The 25,947-nt window shown below is 58.7% G+C and carries 28 protein-coding genes; 16 read left to right on the forward strand and 12 right to left on the reverse strand.

Translation table 11 applies throughout. The features are described from left to right. Positions 1-110 precede the first annotated feature (110 nt). Positions 111-2,012, forward strand: coding sequence for a 3-dehydroshikimate dehydratase QuiC (gene quiC, locus AC3WWR_RS13890; protein WP_033040939.1), 1,902 nt, complete (start codon positions 111-113; stop codon positions 2,010-2,012). Positions 2,013-2,114: 102 nt separating this feature from the next. Beyond that, entirely contained in the window at positions 2,115-2,792 is a 678-nt protein-coding gene (locus AC3WWR_RS13895; protein ID WP_033040937.1) for a TetR/AcrR family transcriptional regulator, read from the forward strand. Between the two features lie 94 nt (positions 2,793-2,886). On the opposite strand, the gene AC3WWR_RS13900 is transcribed toward AC3WWR_RS13895, so the two are convergent. From AC3WWR_RS13900 to AC3WWR_RS13910, 3 genes are all read right to left on the reverse strand, one after another. Further along, the gene (locus AC3WWR_RS13900; RefSeq protein WP_033040935.1) at positions 2,887-3,741 is read right to left on the reverse strand and encodes a shikimate dehydrogenase; all 855 of its coding nucleotides are present in this window, start codon (positions 3,739-3,741) and stop codon (positions 2,887-2,889) included. After that, complete coding sequence (gene aroQ, locus AC3WWR_RS13905) at positions 3,738-4,187, reverse strand: type II 3-dehydroquinate dehydratase (protein ID WP_020798694.1); 450 nt, start codon at positions 4,185-4,187, stop codon at positions 3,738-3,740. Before aroQ ends, AC3WWR_RS13900 begins: the two co-directional genes overlap by 4 nt. Positions 4,188-4,389: 202 nt before the next feature. Next, positions 4,390-5,301, reverse strand: a complete 912-nt coding sequence (locus AC3WWR_RS13910; protein ID WP_033040933.1) for a LysR family transcriptional regulator — start codon at positions 5,299-5,301, stop codon at positions 4,390-4,392. 105 nt (positions 5,302-5,406) lie between these two features. Here AC3WWR_RS13910 and AC3WWR_RS13915 point away from each other — a divergent pair, with 105 nt between their 5' ends. The 3 genes from AC3WWR_RS13915 to AC3WWR_RS13925 all read left to right on the forward strand — a co-directional run bounded on the left by AC3WWR_RS13915 (position 5,407) and on the right by AC3WWR_RS13925 (position 6,702). Beyond that, positions 5,407-5,613 (forward strand): tautomerase family protein, encoded by a 207-nt coding sequence (locus AC3WWR_RS13915; RefSeq protein ID WP_020798692.1) that lies wholly within the window; start codon positions 5,407-5,409, stop codon positions 5,611-5,613. A 217-nt stretch (positions 5,614-5,830) separates the two neighbouring features. After that, on the forward strand, positions 5,831-6,259 hold the full coding sequence (locus AC3WWR_RS13920; protein ID WP_033040932.1) for a hypothetical protein: 429 nt from the start codon (positions 5,831-5,833) through the stop codon (positions 6,257-6,259). Then, positions 6,256-6,702, forward strand: a complete 447-nt coding sequence (locus tag AC3WWR_RS13925) for a DUF2442 domain-containing protein (protein ID WP_020798690.1) — start codon at positions 6,256-6,258, stop codon at positions 6,700-6,702. The genes AC3WWR_RS13920 and AC3WWR_RS13925 overlap by 4 nt, the downstream gene beginning before the upstream one ends. A 54-nt stretch (positions 6,703-6,756) precedes the next feature. On the opposite strand, the gene trmA is transcribed toward AC3WWR_RS13925, so the two are convergent. Beyond that, complete coding sequence (trmA, locus tag AC3WWR_RS13930) at positions 6,757-7,836, reverse strand: tRNA (uridine(54)-C5)-methyltransferase TrmA (protein WP_020798689.1); 1,080 nt, start codon at positions 7,834-7,836, stop codon at positions 6,757-6,759. After that, positions 7,833-9,128, reverse strand: a complete 1,296-nt coding sequence (locus tag AC3WWR_RS13935; protein WP_020798687.1) for an NCS2 family permease — start codon at positions 9,126-9,128, stop codon at positions 7,833-7,835. The genes trmA and AC3WWR_RS13935 overlap by 4 nt, the downstream gene beginning before the upstream one ends. Before the next feature lie 220 nt (positions 9,129-9,348). Between AC3WWR_RS13935 and AC3WWR_RS13940 the strand changes: the two genes are divergently transcribed. Together AC3WWR_RS13940 and AC3WWR_RS13945 are read left to right on the forward strand one after the other, a co-directional pair. Then, positions 9,349-9,798, forward strand: coding sequence for a DUF4879 domain-containing protein (locus AC3WWR_RS13940; RefSeq protein WP_020798686.1), 450 nt, complete (start codon positions 9,349-9,351; stop codon positions 9,796-9,798). Between the two features lie 68 nt (positions 9,799-9,866). Further along, positions 9,867-10,418 carry a DJ-1 family glyoxalase III gene (locus AC3WWR_RS13945; RefSeq protein ID WP_020798685.1) on the forward strand — a complete coding sequence of 184 codons (552 nt, stop codon included), beginning with the start codon at positions 9,867-9,869 and terminating at the stop codon, positions 10,416-10,418. 6 nt (positions 10,419-10,424) lie between these two features. Here the strand turns inward: AC3WWR_RS13945 and AC3WWR_RS13950 are convergent, their stop codons facing one another. Beyond that, the gene (locus tag AC3WWR_RS13950; protein ID WP_083349777.1) at positions 10,425-11,663 is read right to left on the reverse strand and encodes an MFS transporter; all 1,239 of its coding nucleotides are present in this window, start codon (positions 11,661-11,663) and stop codon (positions 10,425-10,427) included. A 62-nt stretch (positions 11,664-11,725) separates the two neighbouring features. Here AC3WWR_RS13950 and AC3WWR_RS13955 point away from each other — a divergent pair, with 62 nt between their 5' ends. Genes AC3WWR_RS13955 through AC3WWR_RS13970 form a run of 4 tightly spaced genes read left to right on the forward strand, consistent with a single transcriptional unit; the run spans position 11,726 to position 14,737 of the window. Then, a complete protein-coding gene (locus tag AC3WWR_RS13955) occupies positions 11,726-12,076 on the forward strand; it encodes a hypothetical protein (RefSeq protein WP_151143322.1) in 351 nt (116 codons plus the stop codon). Beyond that, positions 12,064-13,500 (forward strand): cytochrome ubiquinol oxidase subunit I, encoded by a 1,437-nt coding sequence (locus tag AC3WWR_RS13960; RefSeq protein WP_020798683.1) that lies wholly within the window; start codon positions 12,064-12,066, stop codon positions 13,498-13,500. The genes AC3WWR_RS13955 and AC3WWR_RS13960 overlap by 13 nt, the downstream gene beginning before the upstream one ends. A 3-nt stretch (positions 13,501-13,503) precedes the next feature. Further along, positions 13,504-14,511, forward strand: coding sequence for a cytochrome d ubiquinol oxidase subunit II (cydB, locus tag AC3WWR_RS13965; RefSeq protein WP_008066100.1), 1,008 nt, complete (start codon positions 13,504-13,506; stop codon positions 14,509-14,511). 58 nt (positions 14,512-14,569) lie between these two features. After that, positions 14,570-14,737 (forward strand): DUF2474 domain-containing protein, encoded by a 168-nt coding sequence (locus AC3WWR_RS13970; protein WP_020798682.1) that lies wholly within the window; start codon positions 14,570-14,572, stop codon positions 14,735-14,737. 75 nt (positions 14,738-14,812) lie between these two features. Here the strand turns inward: AC3WWR_RS13970 and AC3WWR_RS13975 are convergent, their stop codons facing one another. After that, the gene (locus AC3WWR_RS13975) at positions 14,813-15,937 is read right to left on the reverse strand and encodes a methyltransferase (RefSeq protein ID WP_020798681.1); all 1,125 of its coding nucleotides are present in this window, start codon (positions 15,935-15,937) and stop codon (positions 14,813-14,815) included. Between the two features lie 165 nt (positions 15,938-16,102). After that, positions 16,103-16,834 carry a helix-turn-helix transcriptional regulator gene (locus tag AC3WWR_RS13980; RefSeq protein WP_033041121.1) on the reverse strand — a complete coding sequence of 244 codons (732 nt, stop codon included), beginning with the start codon at positions 16,832-16,834 and terminating at the stop codon, positions 16,103-16,105. Between the two features lie 344 nt (positions 16,835-17,178). Here AC3WWR_RS13980 and AC3WWR_RS13985 point away from each other — a divergent pair, with 344 nt between their 5' ends. After that, a complete protein-coding gene (locus AC3WWR_RS13985) occupies positions 17,179-17,955 on the forward strand; it encodes a ferredoxin--NADP reductase (RefSeq protein WP_020798679.1) in 777 nt (258 codons plus the stop codon). Between the two features lie 32 nt (positions 17,956-17,987). Here AC3WWR_RS13985 and mscL read toward each other — a convergent pair whose 3' ends face one another. Next, complete coding sequence (mscL, locus tag AC3WWR_RS13990) at positions 17,988-18,401, reverse strand: large-conductance mechanosensitive channel protein MscL (protein WP_020798678.1); 414 nt, start codon at positions 18,399-18,401, stop codon at positions 17,988-17,990. A gap of 624 nt (positions 18,402-19,025) precedes the next feature. Here mscL and radA point away from each other — a divergent pair. Next, complete coding sequence (radA, locus tag AC3WWR_RS13995; protein ID WP_492598802.1) at positions 19,026-20,393, forward strand: DNA repair protein RadA; 1,368 nt, start codon at positions 19,026-19,028, stop codon at positions 20,391-20,393. A 134-nt stretch (positions 20,394-20,527) separates the two neighbouring features. On the opposite strand, the gene AC3WWR_RS14000 is transcribed toward radA, so the two are convergent. Then, the gene (locus AC3WWR_RS14000) at positions 20,528-20,896 is read right to left on the reverse strand and encodes a PilZ domain-containing protein (RefSeq protein ID WP_492598803.1); all 369 of its coding nucleotides are present in this window, start codon (positions 20,894-20,896) and stop codon (positions 20,528-20,530) included. 160 nt (positions 20,897-21,056) lie between these two features. Here AC3WWR_RS14000 and AC3WWR_RS14005 point away from each other — a divergent pair, with 160 nt between their 5' ends. From AC3WWR_RS14005 to yjiA, 3 genes are all read left to right on the forward strand, one after another. Then, positions 21,057-23,123, forward strand: coding sequence for a carbon starvation CstA family protein (locus tag AC3WWR_RS14005; RefSeq protein ID WP_083349772.1), 2,067 nt, complete (start codon positions 21,057-21,059; stop codon positions 23,121-23,123). 15 nt (positions 23,124-23,138) lie between these two features. Next, positions 23,139-23,336, forward strand: coding sequence for a YbdD/YjiX family protein (locus tag AC3WWR_RS14010; RefSeq protein ID WP_008058222.1), 198 nt, complete (start codon positions 23,139-23,141; stop codon positions 23,334-23,336). Between the two features lie 163 nt (positions 23,337-23,499). After that, positions 23,500-24,471 (forward strand): GTPase, encoded by a 972-nt coding sequence (yjiA, locus tag AC3WWR_RS14015; RefSeq protein WP_151143311.1) that lies wholly within the window; start codon positions 23,500-23,502, stop codon positions 24,469-24,471. Here the strand turns inward: yjiA and AC3WWR_RS14020 are convergent. Further along, positions 24,468-25,157, reverse strand: a complete 690-nt coding sequence (locus tag AC3WWR_RS14020) for a GntR family transcriptional regulator (protein WP_168758971.1) — start codon at positions 25,155-25,157, stop codon at positions 24,468-24,470. The genes yjiA and AC3WWR_RS14020 overlap by 4 nt on opposite strands. A gap of 25 nt (positions 25,158-25,182) precedes the next feature. Beyond that, positions 25,183-25,887, reverse strand: coding sequence for a FadR/GntR family transcriptional regulator (locus tag AC3WWR_RS14025; RefSeq protein WP_179056638.1), 705 nt, complete (start codon positions 25,885-25,887; stop codon positions 25,183-25,185). Between the last annotated feature and the right edge of the window lie 60 nt (positions 25,888-25,947).

The following is a 25,947-nucleotide window of genomic DNA, read 5'->3' on the forward strand; positions in this document are numbered from 1 at the left end:
TTTGATCTTAATAAGCCAAGTCAAAAGATCGCAGCCTCCGGCAGCTCCTACACAGAGCCAAGCGTGCGATGCCCCTAACAAGATTGCCTCCACCACCGGGAGTCGAAAAAATGCAGCGTTCCATTGCCACCGTGTCCTTGAGCGGTACCCTGCCGGAAAAACTCGAAGCCATTGCCGCCGCCGGTTTCGATGGCGTCGAGATCTTCGAGAACGACCTTCTCTACTACGACGGCAGCCCGCGGGAAATTAAACAGATGTGTGCCGATCTCGGGATCGCCATCACCCTGTTTCAACCGTTTCGGGACTTCGAAGGCTGCCGCCGTGATCGCTTGTCACGCAATCTGGAGCGGGCCGAGCGCAAGTTCGACCTGATGCAGGAGCTGGGCACCGACCTGGTGCTGGTGTGCAGCAACGCCTCGGCCGATTCCATCGGTGATGAACAGGTTTTAGTCGATGATTTGCGCCTGCTGGCTGAACACGCTGGCGCGCGCGGTCTGCGCATCGGTTACGAAGCGCTGGCTTGGGGGCGTCACGTAAACACCTACCAGCAAGTCTGGAACATCGTCCGTCAGGCCGATCACCCGAGCCTCGGCGTGTTGCTCGACAGTTTCCATACGCTGTCGCTCAAGGGCGATCCGAGTGCTATCGCCGAGATTCCCGGCGACAAGATTTTCTTCGTGCAAATGGCCGATGCACCGATCCTGGCCATGGATGTGCTCGAGTGGAGCCGGCATTTCCGTTGCTTCCCGGGCCAGGGCGAATTCGATTTGCCTGGTTTCCTCGCGCCGATCATCAAGAGTGGCTACACCGGGCCATTGTCGCTCGAGATTTTCAACGACGGTTTCCGCGCCGCACCGCCACGGGCCAACGCCGCTGACGGTTTGCGCTCGTTGTTGTACCTGGAAGAAAAAACCCGCGAACGCCTGGCCCAGGAGGCCAAGCCTGTCGCCAACCCCGACATCCTGTTCGAGACACCGAAGGCCAGCGAATACAACGGCATCGAGTTTCTCGAATTTGCCGTGGACGAAAGCCTTGGCGCCAAGCTCTCCCATTGGCTGGAGCGGCTGGGTTTCGTCAAGGCCGGGCAGCATCGCTCCAAGAGCGTCAGCCTGCTGCGCCAGGGCGATATCAACCTGATCCTCAACTCGGAACCTTACTCGTTCGGCCACAGTTTTTTCGAGGCGCACGGACCATCGCTGTGCGCCACTGCCGTGCGAGTCAAGGACAGTGCCAGCGCGCTGGCCCGGGCGGTGGCCTACAAAGGCCAGCCGTATCGCGGACTGGTCGGCCCCAATGAACTGGAACTGGCCGCCGTGCGCGCGCCGGATGGCAGCCTGATTTACCTCGTCGATCAAGACGCCGATGTCTATGGGACCGACTTCAACCTGCAGCCGGCTGCGGTGAGCAGCGGCGGCCTCAAGCGCATCGACCACATGGCCATGGCGCTGCCCGCCGACAGCCTCGACAGTTGGGTGCTGTTCTACAAGAGCCTGCTGGATTTCGAGGCTGACGACGAAGTGGTGCTGCCCGATCCCTATGGTCTGGTGAAGAGCCGCGCGCTGCGCAGTCGCGACAGCTCGATCCGTCTGCCGCTGAATATTTCCGAAAACCGCAATACCGCCATTTCACACGCGTTGTCGAGTTATCGCGGCTCCGGCGTGCACCACATCGCGTTTGATTGCGACGACATCTTTGCCGAAGTCAGTCGGGCGAAAGCGGCAGGTGTGCCGCTGTTGGATATTCCGCTCAACTACTACGATGACCTGGCGGCACGCTTCGATTTCGATGACGAATTCCTTAGCGAGCTGGCCTATTACAACGTGCTGTACGACCGTGATGCCCAGGGCGGTGAACTGTTCCACGTTTACACCGAGCCGTTCGAGGGGCGGTTTTTCTTCGAGATCATTCAGCGCAAGAACGGTTATGCCGGTTACGGTGCGGCCAACGTGGCGGTACGCTTGGCGGCCATGGCCAAATCCCGCAGCGGTGCCGTGCGTCAGGCAAAGTTGTAGGAAAATCGTAACTACGCCGACAAACCGCTGCCGCACGGCTTCCTTCACTGTGCGGCGCGGCTCATAATCGCCAGCCTGTGCAGTGATGGCCGTGAGCCCGCAATGACAATAACTTCAGAACTCTCCGCAGCAACTGATCAACCGATTGCCGAGCCGCGCAAGAGTCGCAAGAACAACCCGGAGAAAACCCGGGAGAACATTTTGCAAGAAGCGATAGTCGAGTTCGTTCAGCAAGGGCTGTCCGGGGCTCGCGTCGATGCCATCGCTGAGCGCATCCACACGTCAAAGCGCATGATCTATTACTACTTCGGCAGTAAGGAGCAGCTCTACGTCGAGGTGCTGGAGAAACTCTACGGCGATATCCGCAGCACCGAAAATCGCCTGCACCTGGCGGAGTTGGCGCCGGTGGAGGCGATTCGGCGTCTGGTGGAGTTCACCTTCGATCACCATGATCGCAATGTCGATTTCGTGCGTATCGTCAGCATCGAGAACATTCACAACGCCGAATTCGTGAAGCGCTCCGATGCGATCAAGGCGATGAACAACACCATCCTCGATTCACTGGGCGAGATCCTGCGTCGCGGTGCCGAACAGGGGCTGTTCCGCACCGGCCTCGACCCGCTGGACGTGCATTTGCTGATCAGTTCGTTCTGCTTCTATCGCGTGTCGAACCGCCATACCTTCGGCGAGATCTTCCAGATCGACTTGCCGGACGAAAGCATCAAGCAGCGTCATCGGGAGATGATTTGCGAGTCCGTTCTGAGATACCTGAAGGCGTAATTAAGCTGGGTGAATCTCCTTTGTAGGAGCCGGCTTGCTGGCGATAGCGTCTGTATGATCGCCATCGCCAGCAAGCTGGCTCCTATAAATTGCATCAGCCATTCATGCTCTGGAAATGCTCCAGCATCCGCTGCGCATCCGGCACCACGCCGCTGAACAATTCGAACGCCTTCACCGCCTGGAACACGGCCATGTTCCCGCCATCGAGCGTACGGCAGCCCAGTGCGCGGGCATTGCGCAGCAGTTCGGTTTCCAGCGGGAAGTAAACAATCTCCGCCACCCACAATTGAGCCCGAAGCAACTCGACCGGCACCGGCATGCCTGGCAGTTTTTTCATGCCCATGGGGGTGGTATTGACCAGGCCATCAGCCTCGGCCAGGGTTAGTGCCAAATCATGGCCGGCCACTGCGCGGTTACTGCCGAAATGCTGGTTGAGATTGTCAGCCAGGCTCTGCGCGCGACTGATTTCCACATCGAAAATACTCAATTGTCGTACGCCTTCGCTCAGCAACGCGTGAGCCACGGCCGCGCCAGCGCCACCGGCGCCCATTTGTACGACGCGCTCAACGGCAACGCCCTGCAAACCACGGCGAAAACCTTCGGCAAACCCCAGGCAATCGGTGTTGTGGCCGATGCGCTTGCCGTCCTTCAGCACCACGGTGTTCACCGCGCCAATGCCCCGGGCTTCTGGCGATAACTCGTCGAGCAGCGGGATGATCGCCTGCTTGCACGGAAAGGTGATGTTCAGGCCAGTGAAGTTCATGCGCTCGGCGGCCGTCAACAGGTCGGGCAGGGCGTTGCTGTCGAGTTGCAACTGATCGAGGTCGATCAGTCGATAGAGATAACGCATGCCCTGGGCGTCGCCCTCGTGCTCGTGCAGCGCCGGGGTACGGGACGCCTGGATGCCGGCGCCGATCAGTCCGGCCAATACCGTTTGGTTCTGGTTCATGCTGCTTGCCCCTTCAGACGCTGGCTGAAATGCTCCAGGGCCAGGCGATAGCCATGGCTACCGAAGCCAGCCATTACCGCCGTTGCAATGGCCGAGACGAAGGAGTGGTGACGGAAAGGCTCGCGGGCGTGAACGTTGGATAGGTGCACTTCGATCACCGGCAGTTCGCTGGCGACCAGCGCGTCGCGGATCGCCACCGAGGTGTGCGTCCAGGCGGCGGGATTGATCACGATCCCGGCACAACGGCCGCGGGCGGCATGAATCCAGTCGAGCAGTTCGCCTTCGTGGTTGGTCTGGCGAAACTCCACCGCCAGGCCGAACTCTTCGGCGGCTTGGCCGCACAGCGCGGAAACATCTGCCAGGGTTTCATGGCCATAGGTCGCCGGTTCGCGGGTGCCAAGCAGGTTCAGATTCGGGCCGTTGAGTACCAGAATGATAGGGGGCATCAGTGTTCTCCACATATTATTTTTGGCATTGGCCGATGTTTCAGCCTGTGGAGATAAAATGTACCAGATGGTTAATATGGTCAATTGGACAGCCCGCTGGTGGGCGTAATGTGTGCGGTGATCGGACAAAAAAGATCGAAGCCTGCGGTGCCTCTATATTTGAAACCCGTTCCCTGGAGGAGCTGCCGCGGGCTGCGATCTTTTAACGAGGCAAATGCTCGACCAGGAAATCAATGAATGCCCGTAACCGCAGGGGCATGTGGCGACTTTGCGGGTAGAGAAGGGTAAACGGCCGGGAACGCCCCCCATAAGGTTTGAGCACTTCCACCAGCGAGCCATCGGCCAATTCCTTTTCGACGATAAAGCGATAGGTCTGAAACAACCCTGCACCATGTTTCGCCAGGGTGACGCCACCTAACACATCGTCGGAACAAACGAAGTTGCCCTCGGCCAGAATCTCCCGTTGCACGCCGTTGTCGCTGAACAGCCAGGCAATGCGTCGGCCACTGCTGGGCAGTTCGTACTGAATGCATTCGTGCTGTTGCAGGTCGTCGAGGGTTTGCGGCGTACCGGCACGCTTGAGGTATTCAGGGCTGGCAATCATCACCAGCGCGGCGTCTTCCAGTTGCCGGGCGATCAGGCCGGAATCGGGAATCGCGCGCACGCGAATCGCCATGTCATAGCCTTCACCAACGAAATCGATGTTGCGGTTACTGATGTGCGACTCGACCTTCACCGCCGGAAAACGCGCACGAAAGGCAGGTAGCAACGGCAGGATGCGGTGATGGGCATAGGTGGTCGGGATACTGATGCGCAGGGTGCCTGACGGTACCTGTTGCTGGCCCATGACTTCGCGCTGGGCTTCCACCAGTTGTGCCAATGCCTGGCGGCATTCTTCGTAGTAGCGCCGACCACTGTCGGTCAGGTTTACGCTGCGAGTGGTGCGCGCAAACAGCCGCACGCCCAGGCGTTCTTCCATGCGCGACACCGAGCGGCTCACCGCGGCCGGCGTGACCCCTGCCACCAGCGCGGCGGCAGTGAAGCTGCCAGCTTCGGCAGCCAGGCAAAACAGCTCGATGCTGCCCAGTTGAAGATCGTCGAATTGTCGCTGCATGATTGATTACACCGGGGATCAAATGAAGTCTGTGAATGAGTATTTATCAAATGCCCGTACGCAGATACAGTCAGCTTCACTTAATGAGCGAGCAGGAGAAGCAGCATGCCTTTCGTCAGCGTACGCATCACCCGTGACGGCGTAACCCGGGAGCAGAAAGCCCAAGTCATCGCCGAGATCACCGAGACCTTGCAGCGCGTCCTCGGCAAGCCGCCGGAGCTGACCCACATCGTGATCGAGGAAGTCGATACCGATAACTGGGGGTATAAGGGGATTACCACGACTGAATTTCGGAAAAATCAGCCGGGGTGATTGTGGGCCCGAGACTGAAAAGCCGTCCTTTGTGACGGCTTTTTTGTGGGGGCAAGGAAAGGATTGCTTACGATTCTTCGGAGATGTTCATCACGCCGATCGCAAGCTTGAGCGCTAGGCTCAGACGAGAACTCAGTACTCAGCGCCAGGTGCCGGTGGTCGGATTTACCAGGGAATGTCGAGCCTGCTGGCTCAATAACCTAACGGATGGGTTAGCATGAAGATATACAGCTACAAGGGGCTTTCAGTCCGGATCATGTTGCGTGATGAACATTGTCCACCTCATGCGCATGTGAAGGCTGGAGCGTGGAGTGCGCGATTCAAGTTCAGCTTTTGGCACAACAATGTCGAACTCTGGGACGTCATTCCGTTATCGCGCCGGCCACCCGCTGCGGTGCTTGAGGGTTTGCGTCAGTCGCTCAAACAACCTGTCCATTTGTTGCGCGCGCGTGGCATCTGGTGGCGAAAGATCGGAACGGTCTGTCTTGAAAATCAATTGTGGGATTGGCAGAGCAACGAAGTCGTTGTGGTGAAGGGAATTGTCAGTACAACCAACATGATTGGATCAGCTCACTACGAATCTGAAACGAACAAGACGCGCTTATCTCTGATAGGTATGCACGAAGTTGTGGAGATCGAGTTATGAAAACGGTAAAGGCCAAAGTTCAGGCAGACACGCCGATAACAGAACGTGGCGTGGACGAAGCCATTGAGCGGGGGAAATCACGCAGAAGCTCTGGCCTGCAAGCAACGGCGGTTACCTTCCTGGCACCGTATCTGGCGATAACCTTCGAAGATGGCGGTGGCATCTTGCTGCCCGTTGCGAATTATTCTGAGTTCGATGATTTCGAGGCCAAGGATTTTGCCGGCCTGACTGTTGGTTTCGACGGTACTGCTCTGTGTCATGAAGAAAAAGACCTGGATGTCTCTCTCGCAGGCATGATTTCGGCGAGCCAGTCTTTGATGGCCATGGCAGCCTCGGTAATTGCCTCACGCAATGGCCGCCAGATTAGCAGCGCAAAATCCGAAGCCGCTCGGGCCAATGGCAGAAAAGGTGGACGTCCACGCAAGGCCGATGTCGTCCTTTGAACAGGCACAAAAAAGCCGTCGTGATGACGGCTGATTTGTTTGTGGCCTCTGCAATCACCGACGGGTCAGCAACACCCCGGATTCCATGTGATGCGTCCACGGGAACTGGTCGAACATTGCGCATCGGGTGATGCGGTGGGTGTCGTGCAGTTGGGCGATGTTGTCCGCCAGGGTTTGCGGGTTGCAGGAAATGTACAGGATGTTGTCGAAGCGTCGGGTCAGCTCGCAGGTGTCCGGGTCCATGCCGGCACGGGGCGGGTCGACGAAGACACTGCCGAACTCATAGCTCTTGAGGTCGATGCCGTGCAGGCGACGGAACGGTCGCACTTCGTTCAGCGCTTCGGTCAGTTCCTCGGCAGACAGGCGCACCAGGGTGACGTTGTCCACAGCGTTTTCACTGAGGTTGCTCAGCGCGGCATTGACCGAGGTCTTGCTGATTTCGGTCGCCAGCACTTTGCGCACGCGGGTGGCGAGCGGCAGGGTGAAGTTGCCGTTGCCGCAATACAGTTCCAGCAAATCGTCTGCGCGATCACCCAGCGCGTCGTATGCCCAGTTGAGCATCTTCTGGTTCACGGTGCCGTTTGGCTGAGTGAAGGCACCTTCGGGCTGGCGATAGCTGAAGGTGCGGCCGCCGACTTCAAGTTTCTCGACGACGTAATCGTGACCAATGACTTCGCGTTTGCCCTTCGACCGACCAATCACGCTGACGTTGAGCTCGGCAGCCAGTTTCGAGGCCGCTGTGTGCCAGTGCTCGTCCAGCGGGCGGTGGTAGCACAGGGTGATCATCGCATCGCCGGCCAGGGTGGTCAGGAACTCCACCTGAAACAGCTTGTGGCTCAGGGCGGCACTGGCTTGCCACGCGGCCTTGAGCTGCGGCATCAACTGATTGATGCGTTGGCTGGCGATCGGGAACTCTTCGATCAGGATTGGCGTGCGCTTGTCTTCCTGGGAAAACATCGCGTAGTGACGCTCACCGGCTTCGCGCCACAGGCGGAACTCGGCGCGCAGGCGGAAATTCTGCAGCGGCGAGTCGAAGACGACCGGCTCCGGTGCATCGAATGGTGCCAACAGGTCACGCAAACGCGTGACCTTGTCTTCGAGTTGGACGGCGTAGGCCTGGGAATCAAAAGTCATGCGTTGAACCAACCGAGCTTGATCACGAACAGGATCGACAGGATCACCAGCGCCGAATTCAGCTCACGGCCACGACCGGACATCAGCTTGATGGCGGTCCAGGCAATGAAACCGAAGGCGATGCCATTGGCAATGGAATAAGTAAACGGCATGGCCAGCGCGGTGATGACGACCGGCGCGGCGACGGTGATGTCGTCCCAGTCTATTTCGGCCAGGCCAGATGTCATCAATACGGCGACGAACAGCAGTGCCGGCGCCGTGGCGAACGCGGGAACGCTGGCTGCCAGCGGCGAGAAGAACAGTGCCAGCAGGAACAGGATCGCCACGACGATGGCGGTCAGGCCAGTGCGACCACCCGCACTCACGCCAGCGGCGGATTCGATGTAGCTGGTCGTGGTCGAGGTGCCCAGCAGGGAGCCGGCCATCGCGGCGGTACTGTCGGCGATCAGTGCGCGGCCCATTTTCGGCATGTGGCCATCCTTGCCCATCAATCCGGCGCGCTTGGCGACGCCGATAAGGGTGCCGGAGTTGTCGAACAGGTCGACGAACAGGAAGGCGAAGATCACGCTGACCAGACCGATGTCCAGTGCGCCCTTGATGTCCAGTTGCAGGAAAGTCGGAGCCAGCGACGGCGGCATCGACATCACGCCGCCGAACGGCGTGAAGCCCATCAGGATGGAAACAATGGTCACCACCAGAATACCGATCAGCACCGCACCACGCACGGCGAGGGCTTCAAGGGCAACAATCAGGGCGAAGCCGAGGGTCGCGAGGATCGGTGCCGGTTGTTTGAGGTCACCGAGGCCGACCATGGTCGCCTGGTTGCTGACCACGATGCCGGCGTTGTGCAGGGCGATCAGCGCCAGGAACAGGCCGATACCGGCGGCAATGGCCGAACGCAACGGCAGCGGGATACTGTTGATGATCCACTCACGGATGCGGAAGATCGACAGCAGGAAGAAGCACACGGCCGAGATGAATACCGCACCCAGCGCCACTTGCCAGGTATGGCCCATGTGCAGGACTACGGTGTAGGTGAAGAAGGCATTCAGGCCCATGCCCGGCGCAAGCGCGATCGGGTAGTTGGCAATCAGGCCCATGACCGCGGAGCCGATGGCGGCTGCCAGGCAGGTGGCGACGAACACCGCGCCCTTGTCCATGCCAGTCTCGCCGAGGATGCTCGGGTTGACGAACAGGATGTAGGCCATGGCCAGGAAGGTGGTGACGCCCGCCAGAATCTCGGTCCGCACGTTGGTGTTATGTGCCTTGAGTTGAAACAGCCTTTCCAGCATGTCTGCTCCCCGTGGCGCGCCCGGCGCCGTGAATGTATCGACCTCAACAGCAAAGCACAGACCGCTGAACGCGCCTGGGAAATTACTGTGGGCCGGAAAAAGCCGCGCATCATACCAGCAGCTTGGGGTTATGGCTGCCTATGGCGGTGATCGTCGTCGATGTTTTGCGTTTAATCCAAACCAGCCATACTGCGCGCTGGTTTTTTGTGGTGGTAACGGGATGACAAAGCGTCTGGAAATCATGTCCGGTGTCTTGATGGCATTGTCGCTGGTGGCACACCCCGCGACGGCGGCACCGGCACCGCCGTTGACCGAGGTAAAGGTGCTTAAGGTCGAGTCGCCAGGCTGTGGTTTTGAGACGATTGATAAAGGGCAGGCGCAGACTCGCTGCAACCACGCGGGCCCGAACATCAGGATCTACGTACTGGAAGTCGGCTACGGGCGCAGCCAGCCCCACGTCGCGCTGGATGGCTTCGAAGTGGATGGAACCCGCACACCGGTCTGTGCCTATGACAACGGCAACCTGACCGACTGCTCGCAAAGGACCAAGGTCGTCGGCAACCTGTACATTTTCAATCTGGCGGGTAAGCAGGAGGGTACGTTCACCTTCAGCAACACCTCGATCAACGCACCGGGCAACACAATGTCGACCCAGCTTTACATCAAGTAACGACAGGGGCCCGAACAAGCGTCAGGAAAGCTGACTACGCTTTAGGAACTATTCCGTGGATTGTTCCCATGACTTTTCGAGCCTTGATTACCCTCGCCGAGGGCACCGATGACCTGCAGACCGTGACCTTGATCGATGTATTGCGCCGCGCCAAGGTCGAGGTGGTGGTCGCCAGCATCGAAGGGCGGCGCATGCTCACCTGTGCAAGAGGCACGCGCTTGACGTGCGATGCCATGCTGGTGGATTTGCTGGCCCAGCCGTTCGACCTGATCGTCCTGCCAGGCGGTGCCGTAGGGACGCAACATCTGACCGCCCACCAACCCCTGCAACAACTGATCAAGGACCAGGCCGCGGCGGGGCGCCTGTTCGCCGGTATTGCCGAAGCGCCCGCGGTAGCCCTGCAAACCTTTGGCGTACTACGCCAGCGGCGCATGACTTGCCTGCCCTCGGCCAGCCATCAACTGTCGGGCTGTACCTTCGTCGATCAACCGGTGGTGGTCGACGGCAACTGCATCACAGCCCAAGGCTCGGGTGGCGCTTTGGCATTTGCCCTGACGCTGGTGGAGCAGCTATGCGGCAAAGCCACGCGGGCGATGGTGGCGGGGGAGTTGTTGGTGTAACGAGCCTCAGGCCTTCACCTCTTCCATCGGCACATGCATCCGGTCGCGGTTGGCCAGGGTCGGGAATAGCTTCATCCAGGTCCCTGTCACCACCAACGTGCCGATACCGCCCATGACCACTGCCGGCACGGTGCCGAACCAGTGGGCGGTCAGGCCGGATTCGAATTCGCCCAACTGGTTCGAAGCGCCAATGAACAGGCCATTCACGGCGCTCACCCGGCCGCGCATTTCGTCTGGGGTTTCCAGTTGCACGAAGGATGCGCGGATCACCATGCTGATCATGTCAGCGGCGCCCAGCACCACCAGGACGGCGAGGGAAAACCAGAACGAGGTCGACAGGCCGAAGGCGATCGTCGCCACGCCGAACACGCCCACAGCGGTGAACATTACCCGCCCGACATTGCGTTCCACCGCAAATCGCGCCAGGAACAGCGACATCAGCAACGCGCCCACCGCCGGTGCCGATCGCAACAGGCCCAGCCCCCAAGGCCCGGTCAACAGAATGTCCTTGGCAAACACCGGCAGCAACGCGGTCGCACCTCCCAGCAGGACCGCGAACAGGTCAAGGGAAATGGCCCCGAGAATGTCCGGGCGACTGCGGATGAAACGGATACCCGCCAACAGTGAATCCAGTGTGGCCTTGCCCTTGTTCAGGGGCGTTTGCCGGGCGGGCAGGTTGAGCATCAGCGCGCAGGCAATGATGTACAGGATCACCGTCGGGCCATACACCCAGACGCTGCCGAAGGCGTAGAGCAAACCACCGAGTGCCGGGGCGACGATGGTTGCCGATTGCTGGGCCGATTGCGCGGCGGCCACGGCGCGGGGGAACAGTGCACTGGGCACGATGCTCGGCAGCAAGGCTTGAGTGGTCGGCATTTCGAAGGAACGTGCGGCGCCGAGCAGGAACGCGAGGATGAAGATCATTTCCCGGGTGACATGGTCGGTTGCGCTGCCGATCGCCAGCGACAAGGCGATCAGCGCTTGCAACGATTGGCAGATGGCCGCGACCTTGCGTCGATCGTAGCGATCGGCGACATGCCCGGTGTGCAGCATGAACAGTACCCGCGGTGCGAACTCCACGAGCCCGACCAGGCCAAGGTCAAGTACGTTGCCGGTCAGTTGATAGAGGTTCCAGCCAATGGCCACGGTGAGCATCTGAAAGCCGCTGGCGGTAAAGACCCGGGCCAGCCAGAAGGCGATGAAAGGGCGATGGCGACGTAACAGCAAGGGCTCTTGGCTCGGCATTTGAAGGCAAGTCTTGGAAGGGAAAGGGCGAGGTTATCACCAACCTGTAACAGGAAGTTGCCATGGGAAAAAAATTCGTTAGCCAAGCATCGATTTCGCCAGCCGTTTGCCAACTGCTCCTTGGGCATTCATTTCAATCTGTTTCTGAAGCCGTGAGGCAACTTGTCACGCGGCAAAAGACCACGCGGGTCAACCTCGCAAATGGGACTACTCTTTCATCGTTGCTTGATCCAGATCAAAACCCACAAAAGGAATTGATCCGGCGGCCGGTTGGCCAGACTCCCTGCGTTGTGATGCGTACAAAAAAAGAACAAATAGAGATTCGCCACACTCCATATCCGTGGGGGCCGTGGGTGCAGGCTTCGAGCCCGCAGCCGTACTACCTGACAGAGGAAAACTTATGTTCGGTTTAGAGGCACTTGATCTCGCCCGAATTCAGTTCGCGTTCACTATCTCGTTCCACATCCTGTTCCCAGCCATCACCATCGGCCTGGCGAGTTACCTGGCGGTACTCGAAGGCTTGTGGCTGAAAACCCATAACGACACCTACCGCGACCTCTACCATTTCTGGTCGAAGATCTTTGCCGTCAACTTCGGCATGGGTGTGGTCTCGGGACTGGTCATGGCCTATCAGTTCGGCACCAACTGGAGCCGTTTCTCGGACTTCGCCGGCTCGGTGACCGGGCCGCTGCTGACCTATGAAGTGCTTACGGCTTTCTTCCTCGAAGCCGGATTCCTCGGCGTCATGCTGTTCGGCTGGAACAAGGTCGGGCGCGGCTTGCACTTCTTCGCCACGGTCATGGTTGCCATCGGCACGCTGATCTCGACCTTCTGGATTCTCGCCTCAAACAGCTGGATGCAGACCCCGCAGGGCTTTGAAATCGTCAATGGCCAGGTCATTCCGACCGACTGGCTGGCGGTGATCTTCAACCCGTCTTTCCCTTATCGCCTGATGCACATGGCCACGGCGGCCTTCGTTGCGACAGCATTCTTCGTCGGCTCCTCGGCGGCCTGGCACCTCTTGCGCGGCAAGGACAACCCGGCAATCCGCAAGATGTTGTCCATGGCGATGTGGATGGCACTGATCGTCGCGCCGATCCAGGCCGTTATAGGGGACTTCCATGGTCTCAACACGCTGAAACATCAGCCGGCAAAAATCGCTGCGATCGAGGGGCACTGGGAGAACCACGGAAACGAGGCGACTCCGCTGATCCTGTTCGGCTGGCCGGACATGAAGGAGGAGAAAACCAAGTTCGCCGTCGAGATTCCGTACCTGGGCAGCCTGATCCTGACTCACTCGCTGGACAAGCAGGTGCCGGCGCTCAAGGAGTTTCCACCCGAGGACCGACCGAATTCGACCATTGTGTTCTGGTCGTTCCGGATCATGGTCGGCCTGGGGTTCCTGATGATCTTCACCGGTCTGTGGAGCCTGTGGCTGCGTAAACGCGACACGCTCTACACCTCGCGGCCGTTCCTTTACCTGGCGTTGTGGATGGGGCCGTCCGGCCTGATTGCGATTCTCGCGGGCTGGTTCACCACTGAAATCGGCCGTCAGCCTTGGGTAGTCTACGGATTGATGCGCACGGCGGACGCGTCTTCAAACCATAGCGTGATGCAGATGAGCATCACCCTGATCCTGTTCGTCGTGGTGTATTTCGCCCTGTTCGGTGCTGGCCTCGGCTACATGATGCGCCTGGTGCGCAAGGGGCCGAAGATCGACGAAGGCAAGGAAACCACTGAGGGTGGCCCCGGCAAGAAACGCACACCCGCTCGTCCTTTGTCCGCAGCCGACGACGAGCAAGCCGATGCCGACCCCATCGTGACCAAGGAGATTTGAATCATGGGTATTGATCTTCCGCTGATCTGGGCCGTGATCATCATCTTCGGCATCATGATGTACGTGGTCATGGATGGATTTGACCTGGGCATCGGCATTCTCTTTCCGTTCATTCCCGGCAAGACCGACCGCGACGTCATGATGAACACCGTGGCCCCGGTCTGGGACGGCAACGAAACCTGGCTGGTACTGGGTGGTGCGGCATTGTTCGGGGCTTTCCCGCTGGCCTATTCGGTGGTGCTCTCAGCGTTGTATCTACCGCTGATTTTCATGCTGATCGGGCTGATTTTCCGCGGCGTGGCGTTCGAGTTTCGCTTCAAGGCCAAGGATGACAAGCGTCACCTGTGGGACAAGGCGTTCATCGGTGGCTCGATTGCCGCAACGTTCTTCCAGGGTGTGGCATTGGGGGCATTCATCGATGGCTTGCCGGTGGTAGACCGGCAGTTTGCCGGCGGCTCGCTGGATTGGCTGACACCCTTCACCCTGTTCTGCGGCGCTGCACTGGTGGTCGCGTATGCGCTACTGGGTTGTACCTGGCTGATCATGAAGACCGAGGGCAAGTTGCAGGAACAGATGCACGACTTGGCGCGACCCTTGGCGTTCGTGTTGTTGGCGGTGATCGGTATCGTCAGCATCTGGACCCCTCTGGCTCACGCCGAAATCGCCGCCCGCTGGTTTACCTTGCCCAACCTGTTCTGGTTCCTGCCCGTGCCGATCCTGGTGTTGGTGACGCTCTATGGCCTGATCCGTGCCGTGGCCCGCAACGCGCACTACACGCCATTCCTGCTGACACTGGTGCTGATCTTCCTCGGCTACAGCGGCCTGGGGATCAGCCTGTGGCCGAACATCGTGCCGCCGTCGATCTCTATCTGGGACGCTGCAGCACCACCGCAAAGCCAAGGCTTCATGCTGGTGGGCACGTTGTTCATCATCCCGTTCATCCTGGGCTACACCTTCTGGAGCTATTACGTGTTCCGCGGCAAGGTTACCCATGAAGACGGTTACCACTAGTCACGCACCCGTGTTGGCGTCGGCCACGGCGCCATCGATCGCAAGGAGATCGAAGCAAATGACCGGTAAACATCCCCTGCGCGACATTGAGCAAGCCGAAAAAAAACCGCTGTGGCAGCGGCTCGGCTGGTTGGCCATGATCTGGGCTGGCAGCGTCGGTGCGCTGTTCATCGTGGCCAGCCTGATGCGGATGTTCATGAGCGCCGCAGGCCTCAGCACTCCCTGAAACAATCGACATCCCATCGCGCAGCCTCAGGTGCGCAATTAAAACCCTCCCGAGCGGGAGGGTTTTTCTTGCGCGTTATTTGCGCGCCTTGAGGATCACGAATTTCGGGGTGGCTGCCACTTGCTCGACCCCGCGGAACAACCGCGCCAATTTGCTGTGATAGCCCAAATGACGGTTGCCGACGATGTACAGCGCTCCGCCCACCACCAGCGCCTCCCGGGCCTGCTGGAACATCCGCCAGGCCAGGAAATCGCCGACGACCTGTTGTTGGTGAAACGGTGGATTGCACAGCACCACATCCAGCGACTGGGGTTCCTGCCCCGCCAGGCCATCGCCGGCCCGCACGATCACTTCCCGCTCACCCAGCGTGGCGCGCCAGTTCTCGGCGGCCGATTGCACGGCCATGAAGGATTCGTCTACCAGCGTGTAGTGCGCTTGCGGGTTTTGCAGGGCGCTGGCGATGGCTAGCACGCCGTTACCGCAACCGAGATCGGCGACCCTTGCGCTGCCGAGGTTCTTCGGCAAATGCGGCAAGAAGGCTCGCGTGCCGATGTCCAGGCCTTCACGACAGAACACGTTGGCATGATTGATCAGTTCGATCGCAGGCTCATCGAGTCGATAGCGGGTCGGGTAGGGGGATACAACCGCGGCTTTGGCTTGGGCCGTGGCGATCAACAGACGGGCTTTCTTTACCGCCAGCGAGGCTTGCACCGGGCCGATATAGCGTTCGAGCAGATCGCCGGCTGCGCGCGGCAGATGCTTGATCATTGCCCCGGCAATCACCTGGGCGCCCGGCGCCAATTGGCCTTGCAGGCGGATCAGTTGTTCTTCCAGTAAGGCCAGGGTCTTCGGCACCCGGAGCAGGACCCTGTCGAATGGCCCGGTGAACGGTTCGCTGGCCGGTACGTGAGGCACAGCGTCAAATGCCAGGCCATTACGGGCCAGGTTCTTTTCCAGGCCCTGCAAGGCCAGGAACGAATCACCGCTGCTGGTCACATTGACCTTGCCTGCCAGGCTGACGGCCAATGCACCAAAACTGTCGTTCAGCACGAGCACCCGCGTATTCGCCGCGGGCAGTTGTTCAGCCAGGTGATTGAGCAGGTACTCATCTGCAGCATCAAAGGCTTGCAGTGGTTCGTTTTGCTGTTCGGGCTGGCGGATCAGTTCGAGTTGGGCGAACGGGGTTTCGAGCAAGGGCATCGGGCAGGAGACTCTGATAGATGGACAAAGATGTTCCGCGGCCCTGAGGCGTTGTTGCGGGTGGGACCTTGCGAGTGAACGGCGGCATGACTTTTTACATGTCATCACTCAAGGGGGGTGTAAATGTTACGTTTTTTTCTTTTGGATTACTCGCAGGTTTTGTGATCAGCGCATCGAACCGCTGCCGAGATAACCGGCCTTGACCGCGGCAATGACTGCCGAAATCTTGTTGTTCACACCAAGCTTGTCAATCGCACTCTGCACATGGAAATTGATGGTACGTGCACTGAGATTGAGGATCTTGGCGCTCTGTTGGGCTGTCATTCCATCGGCGGCCAGTTTCAACACGTCAATTTCCCGCAGCGACAAATGTGCGACAGTCAATTTTGGGCAGACCTTGGGAAGCGTTTTTACAACCAATGCATGCAGATGCCGGCCCATGAAGACGGAAAAGCCGAGTGTCTCGTACAGCTCAAATGCACTGATTGGGCAATGGCTCCTGGCCAGGCTCAGGATGCTGCACAAACCGCTTTCATCGTCATGCACCGATTGCGACCAGCCATGCTGGAGTCCTTGCAACCCAAGCGCTTCCCACATCGATGGGATCTTGGAAAAAAGCTCTTCACTCCAAAGGATGGGCAGCATAGATTGATTGCAATAAGCCACTACCGGGTCGATATCTCTGAGTTGTTTCTCTTCATATTCGTTATTCCAGCTGGCGGGGTAATTATTGAATTTGAGTGTCTTTGTCTTGTCCGGTTTGGTTATATAAGTTGCTGAAAATTCGAAATATTTATATCCGATATTTTTCGCGAAGCTGAGTGACCCTTGGTAAGCGATGTCGATCTCAGTTGCGCTGGCTATCTGTTTTAGCTGTGATTCCTTCCACCTTTCCATTTTTCAACTCCAATGTGTATTCGCTCGAGTGCTTGGATCCATGCCCAATAGGATCGGAGTGTAGGATTTTTCTTACGGCGCCGTGAGAACTTTTTTGTCCTAGATGAAGTTGTGACAAAGGGTGTGGGTTCTAAAGAGAAGTTTGTGTGAAAGATGGTTGTTAAATGTCGATGTTAATATGTTGGCGTCCTGGCTAGCGGTTATTAACTGGTTAGTTAGGGAGGGGGTGAGGCGGCTTGTATATCTATGTATTCGATATTGCTGCTTTAAAGACACTACAAATCGCCGGTGTTTCTGGGTGCCGCTTTGCGAGACACTGCGGCTATGTGTTGAAGGAGCACCCCATGACCGCCAGTGAAGAGAAATTTACCCGCCAGACCTTGCTCGACGTCCAGCCATTGACGCCGAACCTGTTCACCCTGCGCGCCACGCGGGATGCAGGTTTTCGCTTTCGCGCAGGGCAATTCGCCCGGCTGGGTGTGATCAAGGCTGATGGCAGTACGGTGTGGCGTGCCTATTCGATGGTGTCTTCACCCTACGACGAGTTTCTCGAGTTCTTTTCAATTGTCGTACCCGGCGGTGAATTCACCAGCGAGCTCAGCCGGCTGGGCATTGGCGACACGTTGTTGGTCGATCGACAGGCGTTCGGGTACCTGACCCTCGACCGCTTCGCTGATGGGCGTGACTTGTGGTTGTTATCCACCGGTACAGGCCTGGCGCCGTTTCTATCGATCCTGCAGGACTTCGAGGTCTGGGAAAAATTCGAGCGAATCATCCTGGTGTACAGCGTCCGGGAGACCAGGGAGCTGGCTTATCAGGCGCTGATCGCTGGCTTGGCGCAGCGTGATTATTTGAAGGAATTCGCCCACAAATTGCAGCTGATCAACACTGTGACCCGCGAGCGGCATCCGGGCGCCCTCAACGGACGGATCACCACCTTGATTGAAAACGGCGAACTGGAGCGGGCGGCTGGCGTGGCGCTGACACCAGAACATTCCCGAGTGATGTTGTGCGGAAACCCGCAAATGATCGATGACACGCGCAAATTGCTCAAGCAGCGCGACATGCACTTGAGCCTCAGCCGGCGGCCAGGTCAGGTGGCAGTGGAAAATTTCTGGTAAAAAAAAACGGCGCCTTGCAAGCGCCGTTTGATTCAGGGTCGATTGTTCTGGGCCCGGAGCAAATCGCGAATCTCACCGAGCAACTCTTCTTCCTTGGTCGGAACCGGCGGCAGGGTGGGTGCGACGGCTTCTTCGCGCTTGAGGCGGTTGATGGCCTTGATGCCCATGAAGATCGCAAAGGCGACGATGACGAAGTCGATCAGGGTCTGGATGAATTTACCGTACGCCAGGACCACCGCAGGAACATCGCCTTGGGCAGCCTTGAGCGTAATGGCCAGGTCACTGAAGTCCACGCCGCCGATCAGCAAGCCAATGGGAGGCATGATCACATCGCCGACAAACGACGTCACGATCTTGCCGAAAGCAGCGCCGATGATGATACCGACGGCCATGTCGATCACATTGCCTTTGACCGCGAAGGCCTTGAACTCGTTTAACACGCCCATAGGTCATTTCCTTGTTACAGATGAGGTTGGTGAACGCAGTGTAAATCAGCAAATCGCATCCTGCTCGAAACGACTGCGTGCGAGGTTCGCCTGCAAAGGACCGGACCTTTGGCAAAAAGTTTACCCAATGCCGCCTCTCCATGCGCAATCAATGCTTCTCGGTCGCCTCTCGGAGTTGGCGATCTGGCGAGTGACGGGAGAGAAAGTCGCAATGATTTGCACTGTGTGATTTACCTTTGAATATTGCGACGCCTGTCATCGGGTTGTCATTTTTAGACGGGTTTTTTTATTTGATAAAGTCACTCGGCAGCAAAAGCAGATGACAATACTTGTGTGGTGGTTTTCAATGAGCTGTTGTTGTACGTTTAAATCGTTAATGGTTAGTGTTTGTACAGGTTTTTCTGCGATTAATAATGGAATGGTAGGTGTTTCTGATGTTTGTGTATAAGTAACTTATGTTTGGTTCCTGGATTGTGTGTGTAGTTATGGATGTGTGTTTAAGTCGTGTCGAGCAAGTTTGGAAGCATTGAGTTGAAACTGTTCACTCAAGACCGGACGGCATCAATCGTAACGCACCGAGGCGGCTGACCTGAGCTATCATCGCGGTTTTTGCCGGGAGTTCAGATGGCCAAGGCCAAGCGCATGTACGGCTGCACTGAGTGCGGTTCAACCTTTCCCAAGTGGGCCGGACAATGTGGTGAGTGCGGCGCCTGGAACACACTCACCGAAACCATGGTGGAGAGCGGCGGGGCAGCGGCACCCAGCGGTCGCACTGGCTGGACCGGTCAGCAGGCGCAAATCAAGACCTTGGCTGAAGTCAGTGTCGAGGAGGTCCCGCGTTTTTCCACGGCTTCCGGTGAGCTTGACCGGGTGCTCGGTGGTGGCCTGGTGGATGGCTCGGTGGTGCTGATCGGCGGCGATCCCGGAATTGGCAAATCCACCATTCTGTTGCAAACCTTGTGCAATCTCGCCAAGAGCATGCCGGCACTGTATGTCACGGGTGAAGAGTCGCAGCAACAGGTGGCCATGCGTGCCCGACGCCTGGGGCTGCCACAGGATCAGCTGCGGGTCATGACCGAAACCTGCATAGAAACCATCATTGCCACCGCTCGGGTGGAGAAGCCCCGGGTCATGGTGATCGACTCGATCCAGACGATTTTCACCGAGCAACTGCAATCTGCACCGGGCGGTGTGTCCCAGGTTCGTGAAAGTGCGGCGCTGTTGGTGCGGTACGCCAAGCAGAGTGGCACCGCGATTTTCCTGGTGGGGCATGTGACCAAGGAGGGCGCGCTGGCGGGGCCCCGGGTACTGGAGCACATGGTCGACACCGTGTTGTATTTTGAAGGCGAATCAGACGGGCGCCTGCGCTTGTTGCGGGCGGTTAAAAACCGTTTCGGCGCGGTTAACGAACTGGGCGTGTTCGGCATGACCGACAAGGGCCTGAAAGAAGTCTCCAATCCTTCGGCTATTTTTCTGACCCGCGCGCAGGAAGAAGTCCCGGGCAGTGTGGTCATGGCGACATGGGAAGGCACACGGCCGATGCTGGTGGAAGTCCAGGCACTGGTAGATGACAGTCACCTGGCCAATCCACGCCGGGTAACGCTGGGCCTGGACCAGAACCGACTGGCAATGTTGTTGGCCGTCTTGCATCGGCACGGCGGCATACCCACCCACGATCAGGATGTATTTCTCAACGTGGTCGGAGGGGTGAAGGTACTGGAAACGGCATCTGACCTGGCATTGATGGCAGCCGTCATGTCCAGTTTGCGCAACCGGCCGCTGCCCCATGATCTGCTGGTGTTCGGTGAGGTCGGCCTTTCCGGCGAAGTGCGGCCGGTGCCAAGCGGTCAGGAGCGCCTGAAGGAAGCGGCAAAGCATGGCTTCAAACGTGCCATCGTGCCCAAGGGCAATGCGCCGAAAGAGCCGCCTGCGGGTTTGCAGATCATCGCGGTCACCCGTCTGGAGCAGGCCCTCGACGCCCTCTTCGAATAACACCAATCCCCTGTAGGAGCGAGCATGTCGAATCGTCGCACCGTCGCGATGGTCGTTAATGGTAACGCTGGGAACCTGGCACCCCGCAGCGTTCTTGAGTCCATCGCGAGCATGCTCGCTCCTACAGGGGGCATTCAGATTTCGATGAGCGCGCCCAGTTCGCGTTCAAGCTCGTGCGGATCGCCCAGATTGAATTCAATCAATCGCCGCAGGCGTTCAATGGACTCCAGGCTGATATGCCTGCACACGAAACCCAATTGACCATGGTCTTCATGGGTCAATTGCACATCCATCGCAATGTGGTTGTCTTCGCTCAATTGGATGTCGACAGAAAAATCCTGCTGCGCGTTGCCAAGCCACGGCTCCGGTCGCTCGATCAGCAAGCCCTTGAGCGACAGATCGATCAGCTTCACCGGCCAGGTGAACGTTCCTTGGCTCAGATCGGTTCTGGCATCGAACGCAATACGTTTGAAGCGGCGACGTTCGGAAGGGTGCTCGCTCATGGCGCGATCCTCGGAAATGTACGCTGACTATAGACTGGCCTTGCAAAAGGCTGCCAGCGCCGGCAGGTGTCTAGACCAATGTCAGGGTATGGCCTTTGCTGTCAGGCGAGCTAAACTCGAGGTGGCTGTCTTTCTTGTCCACTCTGGCTGGAATAATAAAATGAAAAATAATAATAGCCCGCTACGCCACTTACCCTGGCTGCTGCTGGCAATCGTTGGGGCGTGCGCCCTGGGCGTGGTGGCACTGCGCCGAGGTGAGGCGATCAACGCTTTGTGGATTGTGGTCGCTTCCGTGGCCATCTATCTGGTTGCGTATCGTTACTACAGTCTGTTTATCGCTAACAATGTCATGCAACTCGATGCGCGACGGGCTACCCCGGCCGTGCTCAACAATGACGGTCTGGATTATGTCCCGACCAACAAGCATATTCTCTTCGGTCACCACTTTGCGGCCATCGCTGGCGCGGGGCCGCTGGTCGGTCCGGTACTGGCGGCGCAGATGGGCTACCTGCCCGGCACGCTGTGGCTGATTGCCGGCGTGGTGCTGGCCGGTGCCGTGCAGGACTTCATGGTCCTGTTCATGTCCACCCGCCGCAACGGTCGCTCCCTGGGCGACATGGTCCGCGAAGAAATGGGCCGCATCCCCGGCACCATCGCGCTGTTCGGCTGCTTCCTGATCATGATCATCATCCTCGCGGTGCTGGCACTGATCGTGGTCAAGGCCCTGGCCGAGAGCCCGTGGGGGATCTTCACGGTGATGGCGACCATCCCGATCGCGATGTTCATGGGCATCTACATGCGCTACATCCGCCCGGGTCGCATCGGCGAAATTTCGGTGATCGGCGTGCTGTTGCTGCTGGGGTCGATCTGGCTCGGTGGGCAGATCGCCGCAGACCCGGTGTGGGCCAAGGCCTTTACCTTCACCGGTGTGCAGATTACCTGGATGCTGATTGGTTACGGTTTCGTGGCAGCCTCTTTGCCGGTCTGGCTGATCCTGGCTCCGCGTGACTACCTGTCGACCTTCCTCAAGATCGGTACCATCGTCGCCTTGGCGATCGGCATCCTGATCACCATGCCTGAGCTGAAAATGCCGGCGCTGACCCAGTTCATCGATGGCACGGGGCCGGTCTGGAAGGGCGGTCTGTTCCCGTTCCTGTTCATCACGATTGCCTGTGGCGCGGTCTCGGGTTTCCATGCACTGATTTCCTCGGGCACCACGCCGAAGCTATTGGATAACGAGGTCAACGCCCGTTACATCGGGTACGGCGGCATGCTGATGGAGTCCTTCGTGGCGATCATGGCCATGGTCGCGGCCTCGGTGATCGAGCCAGGCGTGTACTTTGCCATGAACAGCCCGGCGGCCGTGGTCGGCGGTGATGTGGTGGCCGTGGCGACCACGGTCAGCAACTGGGGTTTTGCGATTACTCCCGAAGCCCTGCAAGCGGTGGCCAAGGACATCGGTGAAACCACCATCCTGGCCCGTGCCGGCGGTGCGCCGACCCTGGCCGTGGGTATCGCGCAGATCCTGCACAGTGTGCTGCCGGGTGAAAACACCATGGCGTTCTGGTACCACTTTGCGATCCTGTTCGAAGCGCTGTTCATCCTGACCGCGGTGGACGCCGGTACCCGTGCCGGGCGTTTCATGCTTCAGGACTTGCTCGGTTCCTTTGTGCCGGCGCTGAAACGTACCGAGTCCTGGGCAGCCAACTTCCTCGCCACCGCCGGTTGCGTGGCCATGTGGGGCTGGTTGCTGTACCAGGGCGTGATCGATCCGCTGGGCGGCATCAACACCTTGTGGCCATTGTTCGGTATTTCCAACCAGATGCTGGCTGGTATCGCGCTGATGCTCGGCACCGTGGTGCTGATCAAGATGAAGCGCCAGCGCTACGTCTGGGTCACCATGCTGCCTGCCGTGTGGTTGCTCATCTGCACCACCACCGCTGGCTTCATCAAGCTGTTCGACGCCAACCCGGCCATCGGCTTCCTGTCGCTGGCGAAAAAATACAGCGATGCGCTGGCCAATGGCCAGATCCTCGCCCCGGCCAAGGACATCACTCAGATGCAGCACGTGATCTTCAACGCCTACACCAACGCCACGCTGACCGCGCTGTTCCTGTTCGTGGTGTTCAGCATCCTGTTCTATGCGCTAAAGGTTGGTATTGCCGCCTGGGGTAAAAAAGAGCGCACGGATAAAGAATCGCCGTTCCAGGCGCTGCCGGATGCGTAACCAGAGGACTGCAGCATGTTCAATGACCTGAGTCGCCTCGGTAAATACCTCGGTCAGGCTGCGCGCCTGATGGTCGGCATGCCCGACTACGACAATTACGTCGAGCACATGCAAAGCAAGCACCCGGACAAACCGGTGATGAGCTACGAGGCGTTCTTTCGCGAGCGCCAAGAGGCTCGCTACGGTGGCAAGGGTGGGCCGAAGTGCTGTTGATTAAACAGCCAGGTTGACGCAATACCCTGTGGGAGCGGGCTTGCTCGCGAAAGCGGTGTGTCATTCAGCATTCATGTCGGCTGACACGACCTCTTCGCGAGCAAGCCCGCTCCCACATCTGTTTTGTGTTTTTCTTTCATTTCATTACGACAGGAGATTTAGCGTGTCCTCTCCAATCCCGGTCACGATCCTCAGCGGCTTCCTCGGCGCAGGTAAAACCACACTGTTGCGCTACCTGCTCAAAGCCGAGCACGGCCTGAAAATCGCCGTGATCGAAAACGAATTCAGTGACGCCGGTATCGACACCCAGCTGTTGGGCGACGAACCGGTACAGGTCATGACGCTGGCCAACGGCTGCGTCTGTTGCACCATTCACACCGACCTGACCAAGGCCTTGTACCTGCTGCTCGAACGCCTCGACAGCGGCGAGATCGCCTTTGATCGCCTGGTGATCGAATGCACGGGCCTCGCCGACCCGGCTCCGGTGGCACAAACGTTCTTCATCGACGAGGAGCTGCGCGAGCGCTACATCCTCGACGGCATCATCACGTTGGTGGACGCGGCACACGCCGAACAGCACCTGACCCAGACCATCGCCCAGGCGCAGATCGGTTTCGCCGATCGGCTGTTGGTGAGCAAGCGTGATCTGGTGGACGAGCCTGCATTCACGGCGTTAAGTGAACGCCTGACCCGTATCAACCGGCGTGCGCCGATCCGTGTGGTCGACCACGGCAAGATCGATCTGGCCGAACTGCTTGATGTGCGTGGGTTCAATCTCAACGCCGATCTGGGCGGCGGCGTGAGTTTGCGCCCAGTGAGCCAGGCCCCGTCCATCGACCGTATTTCCAGCCTGGTGTTGCGCACCGAAAAACCGCTGGATATCGACAAACTCAGCGAGTTCATGAACGAACTGCTGGAGGACCACGGCAAGCAACTGCTGCGCTACAAAGGCGTGTTGAACATCCTCGGCGAACCGCGGCGCATGGTGTTTCAGGGCGTGTTGAAGCTTTACGGTTTCGACTGGGACACGGAGTGGGCGGCCGATGAAACCCGGGAAAGCGTGATCGTGTTCATTGCCGATGATTTGCCGCAGGAAAAGATTCGCCAAGGTTTCGCGCGAGTAGCGGCGAGTTAACCGGCAACACGCTTCTGGCTGCAGAGCGGTTGAGCGTTCAGCAATACCGCTTCCAGATGATCCAGGTGTCGGTCCAGTAACATAACTGCCTTCGCGGCGTCCCTGCGCGTTAACGCATCCACTATTTGCTCATGCAGATGCCACGCGCAATAGTCCTCCAACGCAACATCAAATTGAGCAATCGCCAACGAGACCAGTGGCACCAGGCTGCTGAGAAAATGCGCTAGAGGTGCGTTACCCGCCATCTCTGCCAATTGCAGATGAAACTCCCCTGACAAACGAATCGCTGGGCCTCGCTCGGTGCATTGGCGCTCGCTATCGACCAGTGTCCGCAGGCGCTCCAGGACAAGCGGGCAGGGGCGCTGGCAGGCCAGCCTCACCAGCATGAGTTCGGTCAGTCGCCGGGCGTGCAAGGCCTGCCGGGTTTGCTCGACATTCAGCTGCGCGACGCGAGGACGGTGGTTGGCTCGCAGGACAATGACTTGCTGGTGGGAGAGTCGCGTCAGCACGCCACGAATGTCGCTGCGTCGAACACCAAACACCTGCGCCAGGCTTTCTTCGGTAAAGCGACTGGTGGTGTCGAGGCGCTGTTCGAGAATGGCATCGAGCACCCGTGAGTACAGATCCTCTACCGCCGGGGCAAAGGGCAGGGCAACAAGAGTCTGTGGCGAGGCGAAGCTGTTCATGGCCTGTCTCCAATTTGAAACGGATTCAACTGCCGAGGTTGTCGTCCGGAATATTCAGTTCGATGCCCATGCGCTGGCCTTCGCGCAAAATGTGCCGGCGCATCTCGGCGCTGGCCTGGGCACTGTTCTTGCTGCGGATCGCGCGCACCACCGCTTCGTTTTCTTCAAGGCGTTCAGCCAGGTGCTCCGGGGAGTTGCGCAACACGTCGGCGCTCTGCTTAAGGGCATTGCTGGTCTGCTGGACCACGCTCTGGAAAATCGGATTCGACGTCAGCGTGAACAGCTCTTCATGGAACGCGATGTAGGCATTCACGCCGGCCTCGCTGTCATTGGCTTCCAGGGCTTCACGCATGTCCATCAGGGTCAGGCGCAGTTGCCCGACTTCCTTGCTGCTGATGGATTGCGCCACCAGGCCGACGATAAATGGCTCAAGGGTGTAGCGAAGTTGCAAAACGTCTTCCAGGCTCGCCCCGGCCACTGCGCTGTCGTGGCTTTGGCTGTCGCTGAGATTCGCGTCCAGCACCACCACGCCTTTGCCCGGCATGGAGCGCACCAGGCCGAGGGTTTCCAGGACGATGACGGCTTCGCGCAGGCTCGGGCGGCTGATGCCCAGTTGTTCGGCCAGTTCACGCTGCCCCGGGAGCATTTCGCCGGAGCGCCACTGACCGCGGGCCAGTGCGGCCCGAAGCTTTTCTACGACTGAATTTACAACGGTCGATGAGGTAATCACTGTTTGCTCCATGAGCATCTATAGCGTTGTTGGCCGTACCCGCCCGAAAGCAGGCACGGC

It is taken from the genome of Pseudomonas sp. EB271-G4-1 (genome assembly GCF_058791355.1).

What these genes read in the sequence shown, in the direction of transcription:
- quiC (WP_033040939.1), top strand. Translation starts at nt 111, where the DNA reads ATGCAGCGTTCCATTGCCACCGTGTCCTTGAGCGGTACCCTGCCGGAA.
- AC3WWR_RS13895 (WP_033040937.1), top strand. Translation starts at nt 2,115, where the DNA reads ATGACAATAACTTCAGAACTCTCCGCAGCAACTGATCAACCGATTGCC.
- AC3WWR_RS13900 (WP_033040935.1), bottom strand. Translation starts at nt 3,741, where the DNA reads ATGAACCAGAACCAAACGGTATTGGCCGGACTGATCGGCGCCGGCATC.
- aroQ (WP_020798694.1), bottom strand. Translation starts at nt 4,187, where the DNA reads ATGCCCCCTATCATTCTGGTACTCAACGGCCCGAATCTGAACCTGCTT.
- AC3WWR_RS13910 (WP_033040933.1), bottom strand. Translation starts at nt 5,301, where the DNA reads ATGCAGCGACAATTCGACGATCTTCAACTGGGCAGCATCGAGCTGTTT.
- AC3WWR_RS13915 (WP_020798692.1), top strand. Translation starts at nt 5,407, where the DNA reads ATGCCTTTCGTCAGCGTACGCATCACCCGTGACGGCGTAACCCGGGAG.
- AC3WWR_RS13920 (WP_033040932.1), top strand. Translation starts at nt 5,831, where the DNA reads ATGAAGATATACAGCTACAAGGGGCTTTCAGTCCGGATCATGTTGCGT.
- AC3WWR_RS13925 (WP_020798690.1), top strand. Translation starts at nt 6,256, where the DNA reads ATGAAAACGGTAAAGGCCAAAGTTCAGGCAGACACGCCGATAACAGAA.
- trmA (WP_020798689.1), bottom strand. Translation starts at nt 7,836, where the DNA reads ATGACTTTTGATTCCCAGGCCTACGCCGTCCAACTCGAAGACAAGGTC.
- AC3WWR_RS13935 (WP_020798687.1), bottom strand. Translation starts at nt 9,128, where the DNA reads ATGCTGGAAAGGCTGTTTCAACTCAAGGCACATAACACCAACGTGCGG.
- AC3WWR_RS13940 (WP_020798686.1), top strand. Translation starts at nt 9,349, where the DNA reads ATGACAAAGCGTCTGGAAATCATGTCCGGTGTCTTGATGGCATTGTCG.
- AC3WWR_RS13945 (WP_020798685.1), top strand. Translation starts at nt 9,867, where the DNA reads ATGACTTTTCGAGCCTTGATTACCCTCGCCGAGGGCACCGATGACCTG.
- AC3WWR_RS13950 (WP_083349777.1), bottom strand. Translation starts at nt 11,663, where the DNA reads ATGCCGAGCCAAGAGCCCTTGCTGTTACGTCGCCATCGCCCTTTCATC.
- AC3WWR_RS13955 (WP_151143322.1), top strand. Translation starts at nt 11,726, where the DNA reads ATGGGAAAAAAATTCGTTAGCCAAGCATCGATTTCGCCAGCCGTTTGC.
- AC3WWR_RS13960 (WP_020798683.1), top strand. Translation starts at nt 12,064, where the DNA reads ATGTTCGGTTTAGAGGCACTTGATCTCGCCCGAATTCAGTTCGCGTTC.
- cydB (WP_008066100.1), top strand. Translation starts at nt 13,504, where the DNA reads ATGGGTATTGATCTTCCGCTGATCTGGGCCGTGATCATCATCTTCGGC.
- AC3WWR_RS13970 (WP_020798682.1), top strand. Translation starts at nt 14,570, where the DNA reads ATGACCGGTAAACATCCCCTGCGCGACATTGAGCAAGCCGAAAAAAAA.
- AC3WWR_RS13975 (WP_020798681.1), bottom strand. Translation starts at nt 15,937, where the DNA reads ATGCCCTTGCTCGAAACCCCGTTCGCCCAACTCGAACTGATCCGCCAG.
- AC3WWR_RS13980 (WP_033041121.1), bottom strand. Translation starts at nt 16,834, where the DNA reads ATGGAAAGGTGGAAGGAATCACAGCTAAAACAGATAGCCAGCGCAACT.
- AC3WWR_RS13985 (WP_020798679.1), top strand. Translation starts at nt 17,179, where the DNA reads ATGACCGCCAGTGAAGAGAAATTTACCCGCCAGACCTTGCTCGACGTC.
- mscL (WP_020798678.1), bottom strand. Translation starts at nt 18,401, where the DNA reads ATGGGCGTGTTAAACGAGTTCAAGGCCTTCGCGGTCAAAGGCAATGTG.
- radA (WP_492598802.1), top strand. Translation starts at nt 19,026, where the DNA reads ATGGCCAAGGCCAAGCGCATGTACGGCTGCACTGAGTGCGGTTCAACC.
- AC3WWR_RS14000 (WP_492598803.1), bottom strand. Translation starts at nt 20,896, where the DNA reads ATGAGCGAGCACCCTTCCGAACGTCGCCGCTTCAAACGTATTGCGTTC.
- AC3WWR_RS14005 (WP_083349772.1), top strand. Translation starts at nt 21,057, where the DNA reads ATGAAAAATAATAATAGCCCGCTACGCCACTTACCCTGGCTGCTGCTG.
- AC3WWR_RS14010 (WP_008058222.1), top strand. Translation starts at nt 23,139, where the DNA reads ATGTTCAATGACCTGAGTCGCCTCGGTAAATACCTCGGTCAGGCTGCG.
- AC3WWR_RS14020 (WP_168758971.1), bottom strand. Translation starts at nt 25,157, where the DNA reads ATGAACAGCTTCGCCTCGCCACAGACTCTTGTTGCCCTGCCCTTTGCC.